Here is a 21,384-nt window from a genome sequence, read left to right as displayed (position 1 = left end):
AGCTTCCAGTAACTGGAATGCCTATGTTGGGATCAATCGAGAAAGGTCCTTTCCCATGGCAAAGCCTACAATTATCCGACTGGCAATCGACGGCATGACCTGTGCGTCCTGCGTGGGGCGTGTTGATCGCGCGTTGGCGGCGGTGCCGGGGGTGCAATCCGTCGCCGTGAACCTGGCAACAGAAACCGCGACAATAACGCTGGATGATCGCCGCATCACGGCGGCGCAGCTGGCGGACGTCAGTACAAAGGCGGGTTATCCGGCGGTAGCCGCCGAACCGGACCAGACGAGCGTCAACGCTGCGCGCAAGGCTGATGAAGCCGCTGTGCTGGCGCGCAGCACCCTGTTTGCTGCCGCGCTTGCCCTGCCTGTCTTCATTCTGGAAATGGGCGCGCATCTGGTGCCGGCCTTCCACCATGTCATTGCCGACACCATCGGGGTGCAGACGTCCTGGATCATCCAGTTCGTGCTGACAACGCTGGTGCTGTTCGGGCCGGGCCGGGTGTTTTTCGCCAAAGGCTTGCCTGCGCTGTTCAAGGGCGCGCCGGACATGAACAGCCTTGTGGCGTTGGGCACGGGGGCGGCATGGACCTATTCGGTCGTCGCAACCTTTTTGCCCACGCTGATCCGTGCCGATGTGCGCGCTGTCTATTTCGAGGCGGCGGCGGTGATCGTTGTGCTGATCCTGCTGGGCCGCCTGCTCGAAGCGCGGGCCAAGGGGCGCACGGGTGCGGCCATTCAGGCGCTGATGGGCTTGCAGGCACGACAGGCGCGCGTGCTGCGCGATGGCACGCTGGTAGCGGTCGATGTCGACGCGCTGGTCGTGGGCGATATCATCACCCTGCGCCCCGGTGAAAGGGTGCCGGTGGACGGTACCGTGACCGAGGGCAGCAGCCCGGTTGACGAAAGCATGATGACCGGCGAACCCGTACCTGTGGTCAAGACCACAGGTGACGCGCTGACCGGCGGCACGGTAAACGGGCAGGGCGGGCTGACTTTCGCTGCAACACGGGTGGGCAAGGATACGACCTTGGCGCAGATCATCCGCATGGTGACCGAAGCGCAGGGCGCCAAGCTGCCCATCCAGGATGTCGTGGACCGTGTGACCTTGTGGTTCGTGCCCGCGATATTGTTGCTGGCGGTGCTGACGGTGGCGGTCTGGCTCGCCGTTGGCCCTGATCCGACACTGGCGCTGGTTGCGGGTGTGTCGGTGCTGATTATCGCCTGTCCTTGCGCGATGGGGTTGGCGGTGCCGACCTCGATCATGGTGGGCAGCGGGCGGGCCGCCGAAATGGGCGTGCTGTTTCGCAAGGGCGCGGCATTGCAGCAACTGGCCGATGTCAGCGTGATTGCCTTTGACAAAACTGGCACCTTGACCGCAGGCAAGCCGCATCTGACCGATCTGGTGTTGGCCGACGGGTTCGACCGTGCCGATGTACTGCGCCTTGCGGCGGCGGTCGAGGCAAAATCCGAACATCCCATCGGGGCGGCCATCGTCAACGCTGCACGTGCCGAGGGTCTGGGGGCGGCACAGGTCAGCGATTTCCGCGCTATCGCCGGTTTCGGGGTGTCTGCCACAGTCGACGGGCGGCGCGTGTTGATCGGGGCTGACAGGTTGCTGGCGCGGGACGGGATCGCCACTGGTGCGCTTGCTGCGACCGAGACGGCACTGGCAGAACGCGGGCGCACGGCGCTCTTTGTCGCTATCGACGGGCAGGCCGCCGCTGTCATTGCGGTGGCTGATCCGGTCAAGCCGGGGTCGGCAGTGGCGATTGCCGCGCTCAAGGCCAAGGGGATGAAAATCGCGATGATCACCGGCGACAAGCGCGAGACCGCAGAGGCGATTGCGCGCGAAATCGGGATCGACCATGTCGTCGCGGGTGTTTTGCCGGATGGCAAGGTCGCGGCGCTTGACCAGCTGCGGGTGCAGGGCAAGATCGCCTTTGTCGGGGACGGGATCAATGATGCCCCTGCATTGGCCCATGCCGATATCGGTATTGCCATCGGCACCGGCACCGATGTCGCGATCGAGACCGCGGATCTGGTGCTGATGTCGGGCGATGTGCGCGGCGTGGTGAACGCTGTCGCCGTATCGCAGGCGACAATGCGCAACATCCGCCAGAACCTTGGCTGGGCGTTCGGGTATAACTTGGCCCTCGTGCCTGTGGCGGCAGGTGTTCTGTATCCAGTCTTTGGCCTGCTTTTGTCGCCGGTCTTTGCCGCTGCTGCGATGGCGCTGTCGTCGGTGTCGGTCGTGTCCAACGCGCTGCGGCTGCGCCGTTTGCGCCCGGTCATGGACGAAAAGCCGCCACAGCCGACGGTCAACCGCGGCACAGCACACCAACCTGCCGCATAGGAGGACCATGATGAATATCGGGGAAGTCGCCATCAAATCCGGTCTGCCCGCCAAGACCATCCGCTATTACGAAGACATCGGCCTGATCCGGCCTGACCGGCATGACAATGGCTATCGCCTGTTTCGGCAAACGCATCTGCACCAGCTGATGTTTGTCGCGCGGGCGCGGTCCTTGGGCTTTTCCATCGACGATTGCCGTGTGCTTTTGGCGCTTTACGATGATGACAGCCGCGCCTCGGCGCAGGTCAAGGCGCTGGCGCAGGACCATCTGGCGCAGATCGACGCCAAGATCGCGGGCCTGCGCGCGATGCGTGACACGCTGGCGGATCTGGTCGATGCCTGCCACGGCGACAGCCGCCCTGACTGCCCCATTCTCAAGGATCTGGCGGCAAAGCATCATGGATAGGTTATTTCCGCCCCGGTGTCCCGGGACGGGCGCTCCGCGCGGGGATATTTAGGCTCGGAAGATGGCAGGATGTCGCGCAAGCTTGCTTTGACGCGCTGGGGCGCCTCTGTCATGTAGACCGAAAGCGGCGCTGCCTTTTTTAGGAGAATATAATGAAGTTTCGATTCCCCATCTTTATCATTGATGAGGATTTCCGGTCGGAGAATTCATCCGGTCTTGGCATCCGTGCCATGGCCGAAGCGATCGAGAATGAAGGGTTCGAAGTCGTGGGCGTCACCAGCTATGGTGATCTGTCCCAGTTTGCGCAACAGCAGTCCCGCGCCAGCGCATTCGTGCTGTCGATTGATGACGAAGAATTCAGCCCCGGTCCCGATCTGGACCCTGCCGTGCTGAACCTGCGCCAGTTCATCCAAGAGGTCCGCCGCAAGAACGAAGATGTGCCGATCTATCTGCACGGCGAAACCAAGACCAGCCGCCATCTGCCCAATGATATCCTGCGCGAATTGCACGGCTTCATCCATATGTTCGAAGATACGCCTGAATTCGTCGCGCGTCATATCGTGCATGAGGCCAAGAAATACCTTGAAGGCATCCAGCCGCCGTTTTTCAAAGCGCTGCTGGATTATGCCGAAGACGGGTCTTATTCATGGCATTGTCCTGGTCATTCCGGCGGTGTTGCCTTTCTCAAAAGCCCGATCGGCCAGATGTATCACCAGTTTTACGGTGAAAACATGCTGCGCGCGGATGTGTGCAATTCGGTCGAGGAATTGGGCCAATTGCTGGATCATAACGGCGCGATTGGCGCATCCGAACGCAATGCTGCGCGCATTTTCAATGCCGATCATTGCTTTTTTGTGACCAATGGCACATCGACCAGCAACAAGATGGTCTGGCACCACACGGTTGCCCCTGGCGATGTCGTGGTGGTGGACCGCAATTGCCACAAATCCATTCTGCACAGTATCATCATGACGGGCGCGATTCCGGTTTTTCTCAAACCGACGCGCAACCATTACGGCATCATCGGCCCGATCCCGCAAAACGAGTTCGAGATCGACACGATCAGGGAGAAAATCCGCGCCAACCCGCTTTTGTCCCATATCGATGCCGATACGGTGAAGCCGCGGATCATGACGCTGACGCAATCGACCTATGACGGGGTGTTGTATAACACCGAAACCATCAAGGGCTTGCTGGACGGCTATGTCGAAAACTTCCATTTCGACGAGGCTTGGCTGCCCCATGCCGCATTCCACACGTTTTACAGCGATTTCCATTCGATGGGCCGCAAGCGCGAACGCCCGCGCCATGCGGTAACCTATGCCACCCAATCCATCCACAAGCTGCTGGCCGGGATCTCGCAGGCCAGCCATGTGCTGGTACAGGACAGTCAGGATACCAAGCTGGACCGGCACCTGTTCAACGAAGCCTATCTCATGCACACCAGCACCAGCCCACAATACAGCATCATCGCGAGCTGCGATGTAGCGGCGGCGATGATGGAACCTCCGGGTGGCGTGGCGCTGGTCGAGGAAAGCATCATGGAAGCGCTGGATTTCCGCCGTGCGATGCGCAAGGTCGATGCGGAATTCGGTGATGATGAATGGTGGTTTCAGGTCTGGGGGCCTGATGCGCTGGTTGAGGAAGGGATCGGCGATCCCAAGGATTGGGTGCTTAAGAAAACCGATGCCGATGGTGTGCAGGCGTCCGATGGCGCGGATTCGTGGCATGGGTTTGGCGATATGGCGCGCGGGTTCAACATGCTGGACCCGATCAAGACGACGATCGTAACACCCGGCCTGAACCTTGATGGCCGGTTCGAAGAAATGGGGATTCCCGCCTCGATCGTCACGAAATACCTGGTGGAAAACGGGGTCGTGGTGGAAAAGACCGGTCTTTACAGTTTCTTCATCATGTTCACGATTGGCATCACCAAGGGGCGCTGGAATTCGTTGCTGGCCGCACTGCAGCAGTTCAAGGACGATTACGGGCGCAACCAGCCTTTGTGGCGCGTGATGCCTGATTTTATCGCCAAGCATCCGCATTACGAACAGATGGGGCTGCGCGATCTTTGCCAGCATGTTCACCAGCTTTATGCCCGTTACGATATCGCGATCCTGTCGACGGAAATGTATCTGAGCGATCTGCAACCTGCGATGGCCCCGAACGACGCCTATGCGCATATCGCGCGGCGCACGACGGAACGCGTGGCGATCGACGATCTGGTCGGGCGGATCACCACATCGCTGGTCACACCCTATCCGCCCGGCATCCCGCTTTTGATCCCGGGCGAGGTGTTCAACACCAAGATCGTGGAATACCTCAAGTTCAACCGCGAGTTTGAACGGCTGTGTCCGGGGTTCGAGAACGACATCCACGGGCTGGTGGTTGAAACCGGCGCGGATGGCGTGAAACGCTATTACGCCGATTGCGTCGCGGTCTGAATGGGGCAGGTAAGGTGGATATTGATCCACCTTACGCGGTCTTTGTCACAGGGCGGCCGCCGGGTTGATCCTGATCCGATCCGGCCGGTGCTTGGGCCGGTGCCTGTCACTCTATCCCAAGACCTGCGCCACGGCGTCTTTGGTCGCAGTTACGATTTCATCCGCCTGCGCGCGGGTCAGCGGGAACGGCGGGGCAAAACCCAAAATGTCCCCCTGCGGCATCGCGCGCGCAATCACGCCACGTTCCAGCATCGCGGCGACGACACGCGGGGCCACTTTGTCGGCAGGATCAAAGAAGACGCGATCATCGCGGTCCTTGATCAGTTCGACCGCGCATAACATGCCTGTCCCGCGCACTTCGCCGACATGGGTGTGACTGCCCATCGCCGCCGCCATCGTCTCGTTCAGATAGGCACCGACACTGCCTGCATTGGCGACAAGGTTCTGCTCGTCCAGCAGTTTGAGGTTCGCCACGCCCGCCGCGGCACAAATCGGATGCGCCGAATAGGTCCAGCCGTGGCCGAAGGGCCCGAATTCGTCGGTTCCCTTTTCCAGCACCTCCCACATTCGGTCCGACACGATGGACCCCGACAAAGGCGCATAGGCCGATGTCAGACCCTTGGCGATGGTGATCAGGTCGGGCTTTAGCCCGTAATGATCCGACCCCATCATCGTCCCCAGACGGCCAAAGCCGGTCACGACCTCGTCGGCGATCAGCAGGATGTCGTATTTGCGCAAGACCGTCTGGATCGCGTCCCAATAGCCCGCAGGCGGTGGCACGATCCCGCCGGTGCCAAGCATCGGCTCGCCGATAAAGGCGGCGATGGTGTCAGGGCCTTCGTGCAGGATCATCTCTTCGAGCTTTGCTGCGCAATGGGCGGTAAATGCCGCCTCGTCCATGTCACGATCCGCGCGGCGGTAGAAATAGGGCGCTTCGGTATGCAATATTTGTGGCAGCGGCAGATCGAATTTTTTGTGAAACAGATCCAGCCCCGTCAGCGACCCGGTGACCAGACCCGACCCGTGGTAGCCGCGCCAGCGCGAGATGATCTTTTTCTTTTCGGGCCGGCCCAGCACGTTGTTGTAATACCAGACTAGTTTGACGTTGGTTTCATTCGCATCCGACCCACTGAGCCCGTAATAGACGTGGTTCATCCCCTCGGGCGCGCGTTCGGCAATCATCCGCGACAGGGTGATTGATGCCTCGGTGCCGTGGCCGACATAGGCGTGGTAATAGGCCAGCTCATGCGCCTGTTTGGCGATGGCTTCGGCGATTTCGGGGTGGCCGTAACCGATATTGACGCAATAAAGCCCGGCAAAAGCATCCAGCGACCGCCGCCCTTCGCGGTCGGTGATATGGACGCCCTTGGCCGACTGGATGATCCGGTTGCCCATTTCGCGCCGCGCGAACTGGCCCAGATGGGTCGAGGGATGAAAGAAATGGTCGTGATCCCATTGGGTCAGCTGGTCATTGGCAAATTGCTCGGTCATCACATTCTCCATCAGATTTACAGGCAGTCTAGGCGGGATGGCCTGTGGCCTCCAGCCCATGACGGACGCTCTTTGTCGGAAAGCGACATGGTTTGCCGGTGTTGGGGTATAGCGTGGGGGCGCGAAACAGCCCAGCTTTGGCCTCAAAGCTCTAACCGAAGGCCAACCAATGACCACTTTCGAGGCGAATTTCCCGACCACTGAATATCTGCGCCGCATCACCAAGACCCGTGCCGAGATGCAGCTGCGCGGGCTGGATGCGATCTTTGTCACCGACCCGTCAAACATGTCGTGGCTGACGGGCTATGACGGGTGGTCATTTTACGTCTTTCAGGGCGTGATCCTGACCCATGACGGCGATCCGGTCTGGTGGGGCCGCGCCATGGACACATTGGGCGCGCGGCGCACCGTGTTCATGGAAAGCGACGATAATATCCGCGGCTATGATGATACCTTCGTGCAAAACCCCGACAAGCATCCGATGCAGGAACTGGCGAAACTACTGGCCGAGCTGGGGCTGGCGCAGGCACGGATCGGCGTCGAGATGGACAATTATTACTATTCCGCCGCTGCCCACGCCGCACTGCTGGCGGGCCTACCAAAAGCGCGGATCAGCGATTGCACGGGGCTTGTGAACTGGCAGCGCGCCGTCAAATCTGACCGCGAGATTGACTATATGCGCCGGGCCGCCCGCATTGTTGAAACCATGCATGCCCGCATCGTCGAACTGGCTGAACCGGGCCTGCGCAAGAATGATCTGATCGCCGATATTTACGCTACGGGGATCAGGGGGGCGGATGGCCATTGGGGCGATTATCCGGCGATTGTGCCGATGGCCCCGTCTGGCATGGATGCCACCGCGCCCCATCTGACATGGGACGACCGCCCGATGAAAACTGGCGAGGCCACGTTTTTCGAGATCGCTGGCGCGCACCGCCGCTATCAATGCCCGCAATCGCGGACGCTGTTTCTGGGCAAGGTCCCCGACAAATACCGCGACGCCGAGGCCGCCGTGCTCGACGCGGTCGAGGCGGGGTTGGAACAGGCCCGCCCCGGCAATCAGGCGCAGGATATCGCCAATGCATTCAACGCCGCGCTGAACAAGGCGGGCTATGTCAAGGACAGCCGCTGTGGTTACGCCATCGGGATCAGCTATCCGCCCGACTGGGGCGAGCGCACGATATCGTTCCGCAAGGGGGATACGACCATTCTGGAACCGGGCATGACGTTCCATTTCATGCCGGCGTTGTGGCTGGATGATGGCGGGTTGGAAATTACCGAACCTATCCTGATCACCGACACGGGCTATGAATGTTTCTGCAAGACCCCCCGCGCGCTGGTGGTCAAGGCATGATTACCCCGACCATCCCGCTTGATGCACAGGGTGTCCACCACGGTTTCCTGAAACTGCCCTATAGCCGCGATGACAGCGCATGGGGGTCGGTCATGACCCCGATCACCGTCATTGCCAATGGTGACGGGCCGACGGCCTTGCTGACCGGTGCCAATCACGGCGATGAATACGAAGGGCCAGTGGCCTTGCAGGAATTGGCCGCCACCTTGCAGCCTGATCAGATCACGGGCCGTGTCATCATTTTGCCGATGATGAACCTGCCCGCCTTTGCCAAAGGCGCGCGCTGTTCACCCATTGACGGCGCGAACATGAACCGCAGCTTTCCGGGCCGTGCGGATGGCAGCGTGACGCAGAAGATCTGCCATTACATCGCGACCGAACTGGTGCCTTTGGCCGATATCGTGCTGGATTTCCATTCCGGCGGGCGCACGCTGGATTTTCTGCCCTTCGCCGCCGCCCATATCCTGCCCGACAAAGCGCAAGAGGCCGCCTGCATGGCAGCGATGCAAGCCTTCAACGCGCCCTATTCGGTGCGGATGCTGGAAATCGACGCCGTCGGCATGTTCGACACCGAAGTTGAAAATCAGGGCAAGACCTTTGTCACCACCGAACTGGGCGGGGCTGGCATGGCGACGGCGCGCAGTGTCGCGATTGCGCGCAAGGGCATCCGCAATCTGCTGATCCATGCAGGGATCATGGCGGGCGCATTGCAGGTGGGTCCGACCGTACAACTGGATATGCCCGACGACAGCTGCTTTGTCTTTTCGCATCACGCGGGGCTGATCGACTATCTGGTCGATCTGGGCGATCCCGTGGCAAAGGACCAGCCGATCGCGCGGATCTGGCCTGCCGACCGCACCGGTGTGCCACCCGTGATCTGCCACGCCGCCTGCACCGGTATCCTGACCGCGCGGCATGTGCCGGGGTTGGTCAAGGTCGGGGATTTCGTCGCACTGGTCGCCGTGGTCACCTGACCGCGGCCAGCGGGGTGATCACATGGCCCGTGCGACCTGCACCACAGCGGGTCGTTGGTCAGCCTGTGCGCGCGACACTTTGTGCGCTGCGGGATTTCAGCCAGTTCCAGACCAGCAGCGCCAAGACCACCAGCGCGCCTGCCGCCTCGATCATCGCATCGGGGTTGAAGATCGCGATCACACCCGGCACCACCAGCAGGCGGGACAGATTGTCCATCCATGTGAACAGATAGCCTTCGATCGCGGCGGCAAAGCCTATCAGCCCGATCACGATCATGATCCCGGTCCAGATCACATACCACGTCTCGCCGCCCATGATGATCTCGGGGTTGAACACCATGAAGGCGGGGATCAGGTACAGGCCCTTGGCGTATTTCCACGCCTGCATGCTGGTTTCCATCGGCTTGGAGCCTGCAATCGCCGCGCCTGCAAACCCCGCAAGTGCTATGGGCGGGGTGACGTTGCTGTCTTGGGAATACCAGAACACCACCAGATGCGCGATCAACAGCGGCACGCCGAACTCGTTGTGCAGCGCAGGCCCGACCAGCACGATCAGCACGATATAAGCGGCGGTCACTGGCAGGCCCATGCCAAGGATCAGGCTGGCCAGCAGCACGAAGACCAGCGCCAGCGGCAGGCTGCCGCCCGAGAGCGAGATCATCATGGATGAAAACTTCAGCCCCAGCCCTGTCAGGCCCACAACCCCCACGATGATGCCCGCGACAGCGCAGGCGACGCTGACCGCGACAGCATTGCGCGCGCCCAGTTCCAGCGCTTTGGCGACCAGCGTCAGACCGCTCAGGATCGATGCCTTCAGCCGGTCAGCGGTCAGAGGCGTGCCGTTCTTGGGGTCCAGCACGATCAGCGTGAACCCTGCGCGCAAGGCGGTGACGGCAATCACCGACAGGATCGCCCAGAACCCCACCCGCGTGGGCGAGATGTTGTTGACCAACAGATAGATCAGCACCACCAGCGGCACGATGAATTGCCACCCCGCCGCCAGCACATTGCGCACGATCGGCAAGTCGGCGGCGGACAAGCCGGTCATGCCCGCCTTCATCGCCACCAGATGCACGAACAGATAGACCGTGCCCAGATACAGGATCGCCGGAAAGATCGAGACCATGACGATGTCGATGTAAGGCACGTTGGTATATTCAGAAATGAGAAACGCCCCCGCGCCCATCAAGGGTGGCGTGATCTGCCCGCCAGTCGATGCTGCTGCCTCGATCCCGCCGGCCTCTTTGGGTTTATAGCCCAGCTTTTTCATCAGCGGGATCGTAAAGGCCCCCGTCGTCACGACATTCGCAATAGCCGAGCCTGAAATCGACCCCATTCCTGCCGATGCGATCACTGCCGCCTTGGCGGGCCCACCTGCCTTGCGGCCTGTCGCAGCAAAGGCCAGATCGATGAAAAACTTGCCTGCACCTGTGACTTCGAGAAATGCGCCGAACAGGACGAACATGAAGACATAGGTTGCAGCAACACCCAAAGGCAGGCCGAAAATCCCCTCTTGTCCCAGATAGAGCTGGCCCACCAGACGGTCCACGCTGGCCCCGCGATGCGACAGGATGCCAGGCATCCATTCGCCCAGTCCTGGCAGCGCGCCCCGCGGTCCGGCCAGCGCATAGGCGATGGCGATCAGGCCGATGATGGTCATGCCAAGGCCCACGACACGGCGACTGGCCTCCAGCACGGCAAGCGTGGCGATGATGCCCATCACGATATCGGTGCGCGACCACCAGCCCGCGCGGTTGATGATGTCATCAAGGAAATAGAAAATATAGAACCCGCTAAGAAAGGCAGCGGTCAGACAAATCGCGTCGATGATCCAGCCGATGCTGCCGCGCGGGCGCGTGGTGCCGGTGACCGGAAAGATCAGGAAGGCCAGAAACAGAATAAACCCCAGATGCGCCGAGCGTTGATAGAACAAGCCCAGCGGTTCGATCCCTGCGGTATACATCTGGAACAAAGACATCGTGATCGCGACGATGGTGATGGTCCACAGGATCGGGCGCGGCTGGACCTCATCGGCCGACCGCATGGCGGGCGGCAGGTCGGTCAGGTCTTGATTCTTGTGGGACGTGTCGGATGTCTGGCTGCTCATGTCTTGTTCCTGTCGGTTCAGATGGCGGCTGTCAGTTGGGGCGCAGTGTCAGCCGCACGGCGGTATCGGGGGCAATCTGGCTTAGCGCGATTGCCTGACCGGCGCTGGTCAAGCGGTGGTTTACCGCAGCAGGGCCGACCCGCAGGCCCAGTGAATTGTCGGGGATCGGTTCGGCGATCTCGGTGATCCAGTACCCGCCCGTTGCGGCTGGCGCGATCCGGCCGCGGCCTGCAACCTCGCCCAAGCCTGCGGCGAAATCATGCAGATAGGACCGCGTCAGGGTCAGTTGGCCTGCCACATTCTCGAAACAATCTGCCACGGCACCACCGGTGACGGAATGGTTCCACCGCAAGCAGATTTCAGCACCGGGCTGAAACGGCAGTTCACCCAGCGGCGCGTCAGTGGTTTCCACCACTAGCACAGGCTGCGCCATGGCAGGTCCGCCCGCGAAAAGCGCGGCACAAAGAAGGGCGGCACATCCGTGCCGCCCTGCATTGGTCGTGATCATGGGCGCTGGTGATCCTGTACCGCTGCACCCACCTCTTCGAGATAGCGCAGCGCGCCTGGGTGGAACGGGATCGGCGTCGATGCGACCGAGAAGTCGATCGTCGTGTCGTTTGCTGCCGGATGGATCGCGATCAGATCGGCTACGTTTTCATACATCGCCTTGGTGATGTTATAGGCCAGTTCCTCGTCCATATCGGCATGCACGATCAGCACGTTGGGTGTCGAGATCGTCTGCACGGCCTCGGCCATCCCGTCGTAAAGGCCTGCGCGCAGCGCAAAGGGCGCAAATGTCGGTTCGGCTGCGCGGGCGTTTGCGATTTCGTCTGCAGACAGGCCGATGATGGAAATCGCACGTGTCGCGGCCAGGTTCATGATCGACGATGTGGGTGGCCCCACGCTCCAGAAACCGGCGACGATGTCACCGTCACGGATCGCATCGGCGGTTTCGTTGAAGTTCAGGCGCTGTGGGTCGAAATCGTCATAGGTGATTCCATTGGCAGCCAGGATGATCTGCGCGCTCAGTTCGGTGCCCGATCCCGGTGCGCCGACCGAAACGCGCTGTCCGCGCAGGTCTTGCATGCTGGTGATCCCGCTATCGGCCAGCGTGACCAGTTGCACGGCGTTTGGATAGATCGACGCCAAGGCGCGTGCTTCACCAATCTGGCGGCCTTCAAAAGCGCCGGTGCCAGTATAGGCCTGATAGACCGTATCGGCCAAGGCGATCGCGATGTCGCTGTCGCCGCGCTGGACCAAGGCCATATTCTCGACCGAGGCGCCGGTGACTTCGACGCTGGCGCTGTAGCCGTCCACATGGTTGTTGATCACTTCGGCCAGACCGCCGCCATAGGGGTAATAAACGCCGCCTGTGCCACCTGTGGCGATCGACAGTTCTTGCGCCTGTGCGGCAGAACCGATCCCGAATGCTACGATGGCGATGGGTGCGAAAAGGGCTTTCAGCCCCCGACCGGTAGATGTCGTCATGATGTCTCCTCCATTTGTGGGCTTTGCGCCCTCCCTTGCCCGGTTTATGGCCGGGATGGTGACTGTGTAGCGCAAGCTGCCGGATGAGGACAGTTTTTTGGGCCGATTTTTGGGCTGGTGATGGTATTTTTCGTCCAAGGCGGCACAGACGGGGCCGCAGCGCATTGATCTGCGCGCCTGCTTTCCAAAGCGCCCTAAACAGAGTAGGCACCACGATCGTGCAAGATTAGGGGCTGATCATGGCGCAAAACGCCACAATTTACAAAGTCGAGCTGTCGGTCTCGGACATGGACCGTCACTATTACGAGACCCATAAGCTGACGCTGGCCAAGCATCCGTCAGAGACCGATGAACGGCTGATGGTGCGCATCGTTGCTTTCGCGTTGAATGCCCATGAGCATCTGGAAATGACCAAGGGCCTTTCGACCGACGACGAACCCGACATCTGGCAAAAAAGCCTGAGCGGCGAACTTGACGTTTGGGTGGCCTTGGGTTTGCCTAGCGAAAAGGTGCTGCGTCAGTCCTGCGGCAAAGCTGGCAAGGTGGTCGTCTATCCCTATGGCGGCCGCACCGCTGAAATCTGGTGGGACAAGATCAAGAACAGCACCATTCGTTTTGACAATCTTCAAGTCGTCAATTTTCCGCAGGCCGACACGGATACGCTTGCGGCACTTGCTGGCCGCGCCATGAAGTTGCAGGTCAATATTCAGGACGGCGAAGTGATGATCAGTCTGGATGATCGGATTGTCTATGTTTCCCCTCAGCAATGGAAAAGTGCCGCACCTGCCGCCTAGACAAAGAGGCGTTGGCCGCTGCTGCAATGTCACCCTTGCCCTGTCAGCATCGCGCAGCTGAGGGGCTTGTTGTCACAAGCTTATTGCTGATACTGCACGCCAGCGGTGCAGCGCGGTGGTGTTGTACGGCGGGTTTCAGGCGTGACACCGGCAATGGATAAGTGATGAGCGATATTGCAGATGGCTTTGCCACGGCTGCCCGGTTGGTTGTGTCACTGGACCCTGAACTGATCGAGATTACGCTGCGGTCGCTTCATGTGACCCTGAGCGCGACAGCCGTTGCGTCTGTCATTGGCTTGCCATTGGGGGCATGGCTGGCGATCACGCGGTTTCCCGGACGGCGTTATGTGATTGCGCTGCTCAATGCGCTGATGGGGCTGCCGCCGGTCGTCGTGGGGCTGATTGTGTATATCATGCTGTCGCGGTCCGGCCCTTTTGGCGTGCTGGGCCTGTTGTTCACGCCAACGGCGATGATCATTGCGCAGGTCATCATCATCACGCCGCTTGTCGCCTCGGTTGCGCATCAGGCGATGCGGGAATTATGGGCGGATTATCATGATTTGCTGATCTCGCTGCATGCGTCGCGCAGGCAGCGTATCGCCACGCTGGTCTGGGATGGGCGACGCACCTTGTTGACGGCGCAGCTGGCCGGTTTCGGGCGCGGCATTGGTGAAGTTGGGGCGATCATGATCGTCGGCGGCAATATCGACAATGCGACACGCGTGCTGACCTCGGCAATCTCGCTTGAGACGGGGCGCGGAGAATTCGCGCTGGCGCTTGCCTTGGGGTTCATCCTGATCGGGCTCGCGGTGGTGGTTAACCTTTGTATTCATGTCCTGTCCCGGACGGAACAGGGCAGCAGATGGTAAACGAACACAACATCCTGCCGCTGACATTGCGAGAGATCACGGTCAAGCGGCGTGGCAAGCATATTCTTGGCCCGGTGTCGCTGACTTTGCAGGGCAAGGGGATCAGCGTGGTCGTCGGGCCGAATGGCAGCGGCAAGACCACATTGCTGCGCGCGATGCACGGGCTTGACCGGATATCGGCTGGTCACAAAGCTTGGGCCGTCAGCGATGCGCAGGCGCATGCGGCGCAATCATTCGTCTTTCAGGCGCCGATCATGATGCGCCGCACGGTTCGCGACAATATCGCCTATCCGCTAGTTCTGCGCGGCGTGAACCGCCGTGACGCCCGCGCTGCGGCGGATGTTTGGGCCGCACGTGTCGGGCTGGGGTCTGCGGTTTTGCGTGCAGCGACGGTGCTATCAGGCGGGGAAAAACAGAAACTCGCATTGGCGCGCGCCTTGGTCACGGCCCCGCAGGTGCTGTTTCTGGACGAACCTTGCGCCAATCTTGATGGTCACGCCACGCAGGAAATCGAGGCCATCCTGCATGCCGCCTGTGCGGATGGCACAAGGGTCGTGATGTCCACCCATGACCTGGGCCAGGCCCGCCGTCTTGCCGATGAGGTGTTGTTCGTCCACGCTGGGCAGGTCGTCGAAATATTGCCCGCTGCGGTGTTTTTTGCCGGACCTGCATCGGCGCAGGCAGCGGCGTTTCTGAACGGTGATCTGGTATTGTGAAGCGGCTTGTCTGTCGCTTGGGCGTCAGGGTGCAGCCTTGGCCGCACCCACTCGAACCCTGCGGTTCGCGCTGATCAGGTTTCGGCCTTTTCATGCGGATCAAAGCCCGCCATCACGACCTCGCGGGTGCGGCAATCATCGCACATCGTCAGCAGCCGGCGGCGCTCTGCCCCCGTATCGCCGGCGAACATCCAGTGATCTTCCAGCTTTTGCATCACACGCTCGATGCTTGACTTGGTGCCGAACGGCTTGGCGCAGGATGTGCAGGCGAAAGGGTCTTCCTGTTTCAGCACGCGGCGTGGTGCAGCCCAAGCGGCAAGATCGATTTGCGGGGTCAGGCTCAACGCATCTTCGGGGCATGTTGCCACGCAGATGGAACATTGCACACAGGCGCTTTCGGTGAACCGCAGCATCGGCAGGTCGGGATTATCCGACAAGGCTCCGGCAGGGCAGGCGCCAACACAGGCAAGGCACAGCGTGCAGGCATCGTGATCCAGCGTGACGGCGCCAAAAGGCGCGCCCTGTGGCAGCGCAATGAAATCGGTTGGCGCGGGGGCCGTGCGGTTCATTTCCTCGACTGCAAGCAGCAGCAAGCCGCGTTTGTCGTCTTGCGGCAAAAAGCCCGACCGCGTTGCGCGGGCGGCTGTGGCAGGTTGCCAAAGCGCGCTGTCCAGCGCGTCAGGATCGTCGATCGACAGCAGGCCGCAGGCCGCCGGATCATGGCCGGTTTGCGTGCAGATCACCGCCATCAGGTCCAGGCTGTCCTGCAACCCGTCCAGCGGATGGGCCGGGCGTTCCTTGGCCAGCACCCGCAGGCCGCCGGCCCCATAGGCCAGCGCCGCCGCCATGATTTCTGGCCCTATCTGCGATGGTTCGTTGACCTGCACAGGGATCACATGCGCGGGCAGGCCCTTGCCGAAGCGCGCGGTCGCGTCGATCAGGGCGGATCCGTGATCTGCATCGTGAAACAGCACGATGGGCGCATGTTTGCCGCCTGCCGCGAAATACGCCTCAAGCCCCGCGCGCAGGCGGGCGGCAATGTTTTCTGTCACAGGCATCGCATAGGCGGCAGCCCCGGTCGGGCAGGCCGCAGCGCATTGGCCGCAGCCCGCGCAGATATTGGGATCAATCGCCACGGTATCGCCGTTGGACGTGATCGCCCCTGTCGGACACAGGTTCAGACAGCGGGTGCAGCCAGTCAGGGTATTGCGCGAATGGGCGCAGAGGTCGGGGATAAAATTGATGTATTTGGGCTTGTCAAAGGTGCCGACCATCTGGCTGGCCTCGGTCACCAGCTTGGCCAGCGCGACCGGGTCGCGCGGATCGGCCCGCAGATAGCCCGGACGGGTTTCGTGAAATAATGGCTGTCCGCCGGTCACGTCGATCACCAGATCACAGGTGGAAACAGCACCGTTGCGCGCCGCGTCAAATGCCAGCTGCGCGCGTGAAGACACAACAGGTGCGGCATAATCATCCACCGTCAGCTCGAACGCACCCAGATGCCCAGTGGCCTGCCGGACGCGCCCTTGCAGCACGGGCCAGGTCGTCTGCGGACGTGGCACGACATCTGCGCCGGGCAGCAACAAAACGGTGATATCCAGCGTGTCGGACAAGCTTTGCGCCAGATCCACTGCTGCCTGATCGCGCCCGAGAATCAAGGTGATCCCGTTGCTTTCCAGGCTGATGACATCAAAGGGTGTCGCTGCGATTTCTGCCATCGCAAGCAAGGCTGCCATTTTTGGTGCGGCGTCGTGACCCGCCTCCGACCAGCCTGCGGTTTCGCGAATATTGGCGAAATGCAGCGTGCCCTCATACCCCATATCCTCGGCCACTTCGGCGAAAAGCGGGGCCTCTTGCGTGCAGGCGACGGTCACTTCGGCGAAATCGCCCAGCGCCTTGCGGAAATGGTCAAGCTGGCTGCGGCACAAGTGATGCGCCCCCTTGCCCTGTCCGCCTAATGCTTCGACGGCGACTTTCATGCTACCTTCGCAGCTACAAATCAGACGGGTTTTGTCGTGTTGGGGCATTGGTGTCTCGCATCTGGCTAGATATGGCTGGAAGTTGACCGGTCTTGGCCGATATACGCTTGATTGATTGCAAAGCCTAGAGTTCGGCGCGCGATAATCGGGGAGGCGACATGGACGACAGATCACAAACCCACGGCTTGGGGCATATTGCGCTGCCACCACCTTATACGCTGCATGCGGGGACGGGGCCAGATGTGCTGGAACAGGCGGTTCAGCTTGCGCCCGAACACGGGGCCGGAACATTGGTGTGTCACGCGTCATCGGGATTGCTGGCATTTGCGGTGGTGCTGGAACCGACGCAAAAACTGCAAGAGGCGCAGATGGCCTTTCCTTTGGGCATGGTCGCTGTTGCCGATGCGCTTGCGGCACATTGTCCACCCGAACGCGCGGTGCGGCTGAACTGGCCCGACGAAATCCGCTATGACAAGGCCCGTATCGGTGGCGGGCGCTTTGCTGTCGCCCCCGGCACCGGACCGCAGGATGTGCCGGACTGGATGGTTTTCGCGGCGGAGCTGATCTCTGAGCGTGACCATTTGCTGGAACCGGGCCGTTTTCCAGAGTCGACATCTTTGAAAGAAGAAGACTTTGATCCGCACGAAGATATCATCGCCACCTTCGCCAGCTACATGATGCTGTATTTTGATCGCTGGCTGCATGATGGTCTGGATGCGGTGACCAACCGCTATTTAATGCGCATCGACCCGCCGCTTTTGCGGGGGGTACGGCGGATCGAAGGTGACCGTCTGGTCGAGATCACGCCAGCGGGCGGCGGCAAAAGATCGGAGCCCTTGTTGCAATCCTTCAACGCGACTGACTGGCGCGATGCCAAGGGGCCGAAATTGTGATCCGCCTGCCTAGGACAATCCAGCTTGATGCCTCTGACAAGGTCGTGTTCAGCCGTGCTGCCAGCCCCGGTGAATGGGCTGTGCCGGGCACGTTTTTGTTCTGGGGGCGCGCCCCCGATGATCTGACCCGCAAAGAGGCGATTGCCTTTCGCTCGGGTTTTCTGGGGGTGGACAGCTTTGGTCATGCGACCTTGGTGACGGTGCAAGAGGCGCGACCAGACGAACGCGACGCCATGGTTCTGACGCTGGCCCGTCAATTGGTGACCCATCTGGGCGCGCCATCGTTGGAGGCCGCCCGCCCCGCCGCCGAAGAAGAAGTGGCGCTGGCCGAAAGCCTGTGCCGCGCGCATCCGCTGAACACGCTGATCGCGCTGCACCGTAAACATGACGCGGGCGATATACGCGAACAATTTCGCACGCTCAAACCCCGCGACGAGACGGCCTTTTCAGGATCCCACCTGCAAGGCCATGACCGTGCGTTTCAATTCTTCGAGGAAACCGAGGATACCGGCCCCGAAGATCACGTCGATATCTTTGTATTAAGAGGAAAAGCCTGATGCCTGAATTCTGGGTCGCTTCGGGTCATCACCTGACCCGTCTGGACAATGCCGGGCGCATGACCGTCACCGACGAGCTGATCCTTGCCTGGTTAGCGCGTCCAGAGGTACTGCCCCCGCCAGAGGCATGCGCGGCCGAACGCACCTTGCACAAGCGGCTGATGGATCAGCCGCGCGCCAAAGTGTCGGACATGGAACTGATCGCGCTGCAAGACCCCGATGCGCGCGAAAACTGGCGCTTTCTTTTGACATTGCGTGACCGGCTGATCGCCGCAGGTACGGTTGAAAACGGCTATGCCCAGATCGTGCAAGACGGAATCACCCTGCCTGTCGTGTTCATGTCGCAGCTTGTGCAGCTGATCCTGCGCAACGCGCTGGACGGCTGCGACGATCCGCAGGTCCTGCGCGCGGCGGAATGTTTCTTTCGCCCGCAGCGCAGCCATATCCAGAACGACACCCTGTTTCTGGCCGATGAGGAATTGGTGCAATTACTGGAACAAGAGATGCACAGCTCGCCGCTGACGGCGATGTTGTCGGGTGGCATCGACGGGTTGGATGTGCTGAGCGCGGATAACGACTGGACGTATTGGTCGCGGTCTGATGCCCATACGATGGTGCTGAATTTCGGCGGTGACGCGGCCGCGCGTGCGGGTATGGCCACGGCGATTGCTGGCTATCTGCGCCATATGCTGGGGCTGGATTGCACTGTCACGGCACAGGCCTCTGCTGACAACATCGACTTGCGGTGGTTTGTGGGGTTGGATCAGGCCGGTACTGCCATCGGCAACGCGTTATGGAACAAGCAGCCTATGCCTGCTACACTTGTGGGGCTGTTCCGGCTTGATATCGCGGATCACTCTCGCGTGACGCCGGATTTGCGGGGCCAGCCGATCTGGCTGTTCTTGGGGCTGGGTGCCGATGGCGCGGTGCGAATCAAGCCACAGAACCTGCTGACCGGGTTGCCGCTGGCCGCGCCCGTGCTGAACTGAAAGGATCACCATGCCGATCAAGACGCTGCGCATTTCGGTTCTTGCCATCAGGCGGCCTGCGGTGACGAAATGGGGTGCGGGCGAATTGCGTCCCTGTTCGGTGCTGCCACAGGAACCTGACGCGGCGCCGCATACACTGCTTTACGCCGAAAATGGGGTCGAGACCTGGTACCTGGGCGGGCGCGACCTGTCGCTTTATTCGGGTGATACGCTGCACCATCAAGACAATCTGGTCTCCGGGCGTCCGGCGCTCTGGGTCGCTTTGCGTGGGCAGGACCCCAGAACCGCCGAGATCGTGAATGTCACTGCCGACCCTTACGAAGGCGAAGGCTATGCCTCTGATCTGGACCTTTTCGTCGAGCCGGTGCCGATGCCTGCTGTGATCGAAGCGCAGATTGCGGAATTCGTGGCGCAACACCATGTCGACATGCCCTTCAAAAAGCGCAAACGCGATGTGATCGACCCCAATGCCCCGCCTGCGCGCGCCCCGCGTGTTTTGCACGACGCAGACAAATGGGCGCATAGCCCCCGCAAGAGGTGAGCCATGCCAAAACCGACCGATGAGACAGAATCCTTTCTGGGCCGCTGGTCGCGCAACAAGCGTGCGCATCCCGTCATGCCAGAGGGCGTCGCAGAGCCCGAGCCAGCGACGAACCAAGAATCAGAGCAAGAGCCGCTGACCGAAGAACAGATCGCGGCACTGCCCGATATTGATGATCTGACCCCGCAGACCGATATTCGCGTGTTCCTGCAAAAGGGCGTGCCACAGGCCCTGCGCAACGCAGCGCTGCGTCGCAAATGGATGCTGGTCCCCGGTATCAGAGACCATAACGACCCCGCAGTGGATTACGCTTGGGACTGGAACACGCCGGGCGGTGTGCCGGGCGATGGCGCGGCACCCTCACCCGAACGCGCGGCGCAAATGCTGCGCGAGCTTTTTGCGCCACGCCAAGATCCCGCAGCGACGCAGGTTGCCGATACGGAGGGTGATTCTGATCATCCTGGGTCGATTCCTACTCAGGAGAGTGCCGTGCGACAAACGACTGCGGCGCTGACCCAGCAGGAAACCGCAGCGAACGATCCCAGTTCTGAACCCGATACAGCGCCGCAAACGGCACAGCAGCAAGACATCGACCTACAAACAGACCTGACGCCGGCACGCCGTCGCCATGGCGGCGCTTTGCCCGCCTAGGCGCTTGCGGCAATTTGTGATGAAATGTGTGCAACGATATGCAAAGATTCTGGACAGACGTCGGTTGGCTGCGTAAAGATGTTGGATGTGGTATTATTTTTTTACCACTAGGGAGTGAGACTAGGTAACATGACGGATAGCCAGCCCATAAACGGGCGAGCCAGCGATCCCCTTGAGGCGTTGAGAAGCGATCAGTATCGTTTTCTCGCGCGCATGCTGTCGTCTGCACCCGATCAGGCATTACTGAATCACGTCGCTCAGTTGCAGGGCGATAAAACGCCGCTGGGATGCGCGTTTACCGCTTTGGCGCTGTGTGCCAAGACAGCTGATTCTGCCCGGGTAGAGCGTGAATTTTTCGAATTGTTCATCGGCGTTGGGCGTGGCGAATTGCTGCCCTATTCGAGCTTTTACCAGACCGGATTTTTGAACGAACGGCCATTGGCGGTGTTGCGTGATGATCTGTCCCGTCTGGGTGTGGCGCGTGCCAATGGGCGGCACGAACCCGAAGATCACATTGCCCTGTTGATGGATGTGATGGCCGACATGATTTCTGGCGACGTTGTGGCAAGCGCTGATATCCAGCGCGCGTTCTTCAACCGTCATATCGCGCCTTGGGCTGCGCAATTCTTTGATGATCTTGCGATTGCCCCAAGTGCAGATTTCTACCGACCGCTGGCCGAAATTGGCCGGTTACTGACTGATATCGAGGCGCGTGCCTTCGCGCTCGCCGCCTAACAGACTAATTTTTACCTCGGCAAGCCAGCCCGCTTGCCGC

The 21,384-nt window shown here is 60.8% G+C and carries 19 protein-coding genes; 14 read left to right on the top strand and 5 right to left on the bottom strand.

Going from position 1 to position 21,384, the window contains the following annotated elements; genetic code table 11:
* Window positions 1-55: 55 nt before the first annotated feature.
* The 3 genes from SKA53_RS08870 (at window position 56) to SKA53_RS08860 (ending at window position 5,206) form a co-directional block, all read left to right on the top strand.
* Window positions 56-2,356, top strand: a complete 2,301-nt coding sequence (locus SKA53_RS08870; protein WP_040482885.1) for a heavy metal translocating P-type ATPase — start codon at window positions 56-58, stop codon at window positions 2,354-2,356.
* A 10-nt stretch (window positions 2,357-2,366) separates the two neighbouring features.
* The gene (gene cueR, locus SKA53_RS08865) at window positions 2,367-2,762 is read left to right on the top strand and encodes a Cu(I)-responsive transcriptional regulator (RefSeq protein ID WP_040483235.1); all 396 of its coding nucleotides are present in this window, start codon (window positions 2,367-2,369) and stop codon (window positions 2,760-2,762) included.
* Window positions 2,763-2,914: 152 nt separating this feature from the next.
* Window positions 2,915-5,206 carry an arginine/lysine/ornithine decarboxylase gene (locus tag SKA53_RS08860; protein ID WP_007205790.1) on the top strand — a complete coding sequence of 764 codons (2,292 nt, stop codon included), beginning with the start codon at window positions 2,915-2,917 and terminating at the stop codon, window positions 5,204-5,206.
* Between the two features lie 111 nt (window positions 5,207-5,317).
* On the opposite strand, the gene SKA53_RS08855 is transcribed toward SKA53_RS08860, so the two are convergent.
* Window positions 5,318-6,697: an aspartate aminotransferase family protein gene (locus tag SKA53_RS08855; RefSeq protein WP_040483234.1), complete on the bottom strand. Its 1,380-nt coding sequence runs from the start codon at window positions 6,695-6,697 to the stop codon at window positions 5,318-5,320.
* Window positions 6,698-6,866: 169 nt separating this feature from the next.
* Here SKA53_RS08855 and SKA53_RS08850 point away from each other — a divergent pair, with 169 nt between their 5' ends.
* Window positions 6,867-8,051, top strand: coding sequence for a M24 family metallopeptidase (locus tag SKA53_RS08850; RefSeq protein ID WP_007205788.1), 1,185 nt, complete (start codon window positions 6,867-6,869; stop codon window positions 8,049-8,051).
* Window positions 8,009-9,025 (top strand): N(2)-acetyl-L-2,4-diaminobutanoate deacetylase DoeB, encoded by a 1,017-nt coding sequence (doeB, locus tag SKA53_RS08845; protein WP_007205787.1) that lies wholly within the window; start codon window positions 8,009-8,011, stop codon window positions 9,023-9,025. The genes SKA53_RS08850 and doeB overlap by 43 nt, the downstream gene beginning before the upstream one ends.
* 58 nt (window positions 9,026-9,083) lie before the next feature.
* Here doeB and SKA53_RS08840 read toward each other — a convergent pair whose 3' ends face one another.
* Genes SKA53_RS08840 through SKA53_RS08830 form a run of 3 tightly spaced genes read right to left on the bottom strand, consistent with a single transcriptional unit; the run spans window position 9,084 to window position 12,620 of the window.
* Window positions 9,084-11,132, bottom strand: a complete 2,049-nt coding sequence (locus tag SKA53_RS08840) for a TRAP transporter permease (RefSeq protein ID WP_007205786.1) — start codon at window positions 11,130-11,132, stop codon at window positions 9,084-9,086.
* Window positions 11,133-11,163: 31 nt separating this feature from the next.
* Window positions 11,164-11,640, bottom strand: coding sequence for a DUF1850 domain-containing protein (locus tag SKA53_RS08835; RefSeq protein ID WP_007205785.1), 477 nt, complete (start codon window positions 11,638-11,640; stop codon window positions 11,164-11,166).
* Window positions 11,637-12,620, bottom strand: a complete 984-nt coding sequence (locus tag SKA53_RS08830) for a TAXI family TRAP transporter solute-binding subunit (protein ID WP_110549022.1) — start codon at window positions 12,618-12,620, stop codon at window positions 11,637-11,639. Before SKA53_RS08830 ends, SKA53_RS08835 begins: the two co-directional genes overlap by 4 nt.
* A 239-nt stretch (window positions 12,621-12,859) precedes the next feature.
* On the opposite strand from SKA53_RS08830, the gene SKA53_RS08825 reads away from it, so the two are divergent.
* From SKA53_RS08825 to SKA53_RS08815, 3 genes are all read left to right on the top strand, one after another.
* Window positions 12,860-13,414 (top strand): YaeQ family protein, encoded by a 555-nt coding sequence (locus tag SKA53_RS08825; protein WP_007205783.1) that lies wholly within the window; start codon window positions 12,860-12,862, stop codon window positions 13,412-13,414.
* A gap of 164 nt (window positions 13,415-13,578) precedes the next feature.
* Window positions 13,579-14,283 (top strand): ABC transporter permease, encoded by a 705-nt coding sequence (locus tag SKA53_RS08820; RefSeq protein ID WP_007205782.1) that lies wholly within the window; start codon window positions 13,579-13,581, stop codon window positions 14,281-14,283.
* Window positions 14,277-14,999, top strand: a complete 723-nt coding sequence (locus SKA53_RS08815; RefSeq protein ID WP_007205781.1) for an ABC transporter ATP-binding protein — start codon at window positions 14,277-14,279, stop codon at window positions 14,997-14,999. The genes SKA53_RS08820 and SKA53_RS08815 overlap by 7 nt, the downstream gene beginning before the upstream one ends.
* Before the next feature lie 74 nt (window positions 15,000-15,073).
* Here SKA53_RS08815 and SKA53_RS08810 read toward each other — a convergent pair whose 3' ends face one another.
* A complete protein-coding gene (locus tag SKA53_RS08810) occupies window positions 15,074-16,978 on the bottom strand; it encodes a 4Fe-4S binding protein (protein WP_007205780.1) in 1,905 nt (634 codons plus the stop codon).
* Window positions 16,979-17,136: 158 nt separating this feature from the next.
* Here SKA53_RS08810 and SKA53_RS15055 point away from each other — a divergent pair, with 158 nt between their 5' ends.
* The 6 genes from SKA53_RS15055 to SKA53_RS08780 all read left to right on the top strand — a co-directional run bounded on the left by SKA53_RS15055 (window position 17,137) and on the right by SKA53_RS08780 (window position 21,344).
* Window positions 17,137-17,871, top strand: a complete 735-nt coding sequence (locus SKA53_RS15055; protein ID WP_007205779.1) for a biotin/lipoate--protein ligase family protein — start codon at window positions 17,137-17,139, stop codon at window positions 17,869-17,871.
* Window positions 17,868-18,428 carry a DUF6505 family protein gene (locus SKA53_RS08800; RefSeq protein WP_007205778.1) on the top strand — a complete coding sequence of 187 codons (561 nt, stop codon included), beginning with the start codon at window positions 17,868-17,870 and terminating at the stop codon, window positions 18,426-18,428. Before SKA53_RS15055 ends, SKA53_RS08800 begins: the two co-directional genes overlap by 4 nt.
* A complete protein-coding gene (locus SKA53_RS08795; protein WP_007205777.1) occupies window positions 18,428-19,417 on the top strand; it encodes a DUF6352 family protein in 990 nt (329 codons plus the stop codon). The genes SKA53_RS08800 and SKA53_RS08795 overlap by 1 nt, the downstream gene beginning before the upstream one ends.
* A gap of 10 nt (window positions 19,418-19,427) precedes the next feature.
* Window positions 19,428-19,958 carry a DUF3305 domain-containing protein gene (locus SKA53_RS08790; protein ID WP_007205776.1) on the top strand — a complete coding sequence of 177 codons (531 nt, stop codon included), beginning with the start codon at window positions 19,428-19,430 and terminating at the stop codon, window positions 19,956-19,958.
* A gap of 3 nt (window positions 19,959-19,961) precedes the next feature.
* Window positions 19,962-20,609, top strand: a complete 648-nt coding sequence (locus tag SKA53_RS15050) for a DUF3306 domain-containing protein (protein ID WP_007205775.1) — start codon at window positions 19,962-19,964, stop codon at window positions 20,607-20,609.
* Between the two features lie 213 nt (window positions 20,610-20,822).
* Entirely contained in the window at window positions 20,823-21,344 is a 522-nt protein-coding gene (locus SKA53_RS08780; RefSeq protein WP_007205774.1) for a TorD/DmsD family molecular chaperone, read from the top strand.
* Window positions 21,345-21,384 lie beyond the last annotated feature (40 nt).

Origin of the sequence: Yoonia vestfoldensis SKA53 (assembly GCF_000152785.1) — a bacterium.
Taxonomy (GTDB): Bacteria; Pseudomonadota; Alphaproteobacteria; order Rhodobacterales; family Rhodobacteraceae; genus Yoonia; species Yoonia vestfoldensis_A.
Note: the sequence above shows the minus strand (reverse complement) of the source record. Positions and strands in the feature narration are given on the sequence as shown.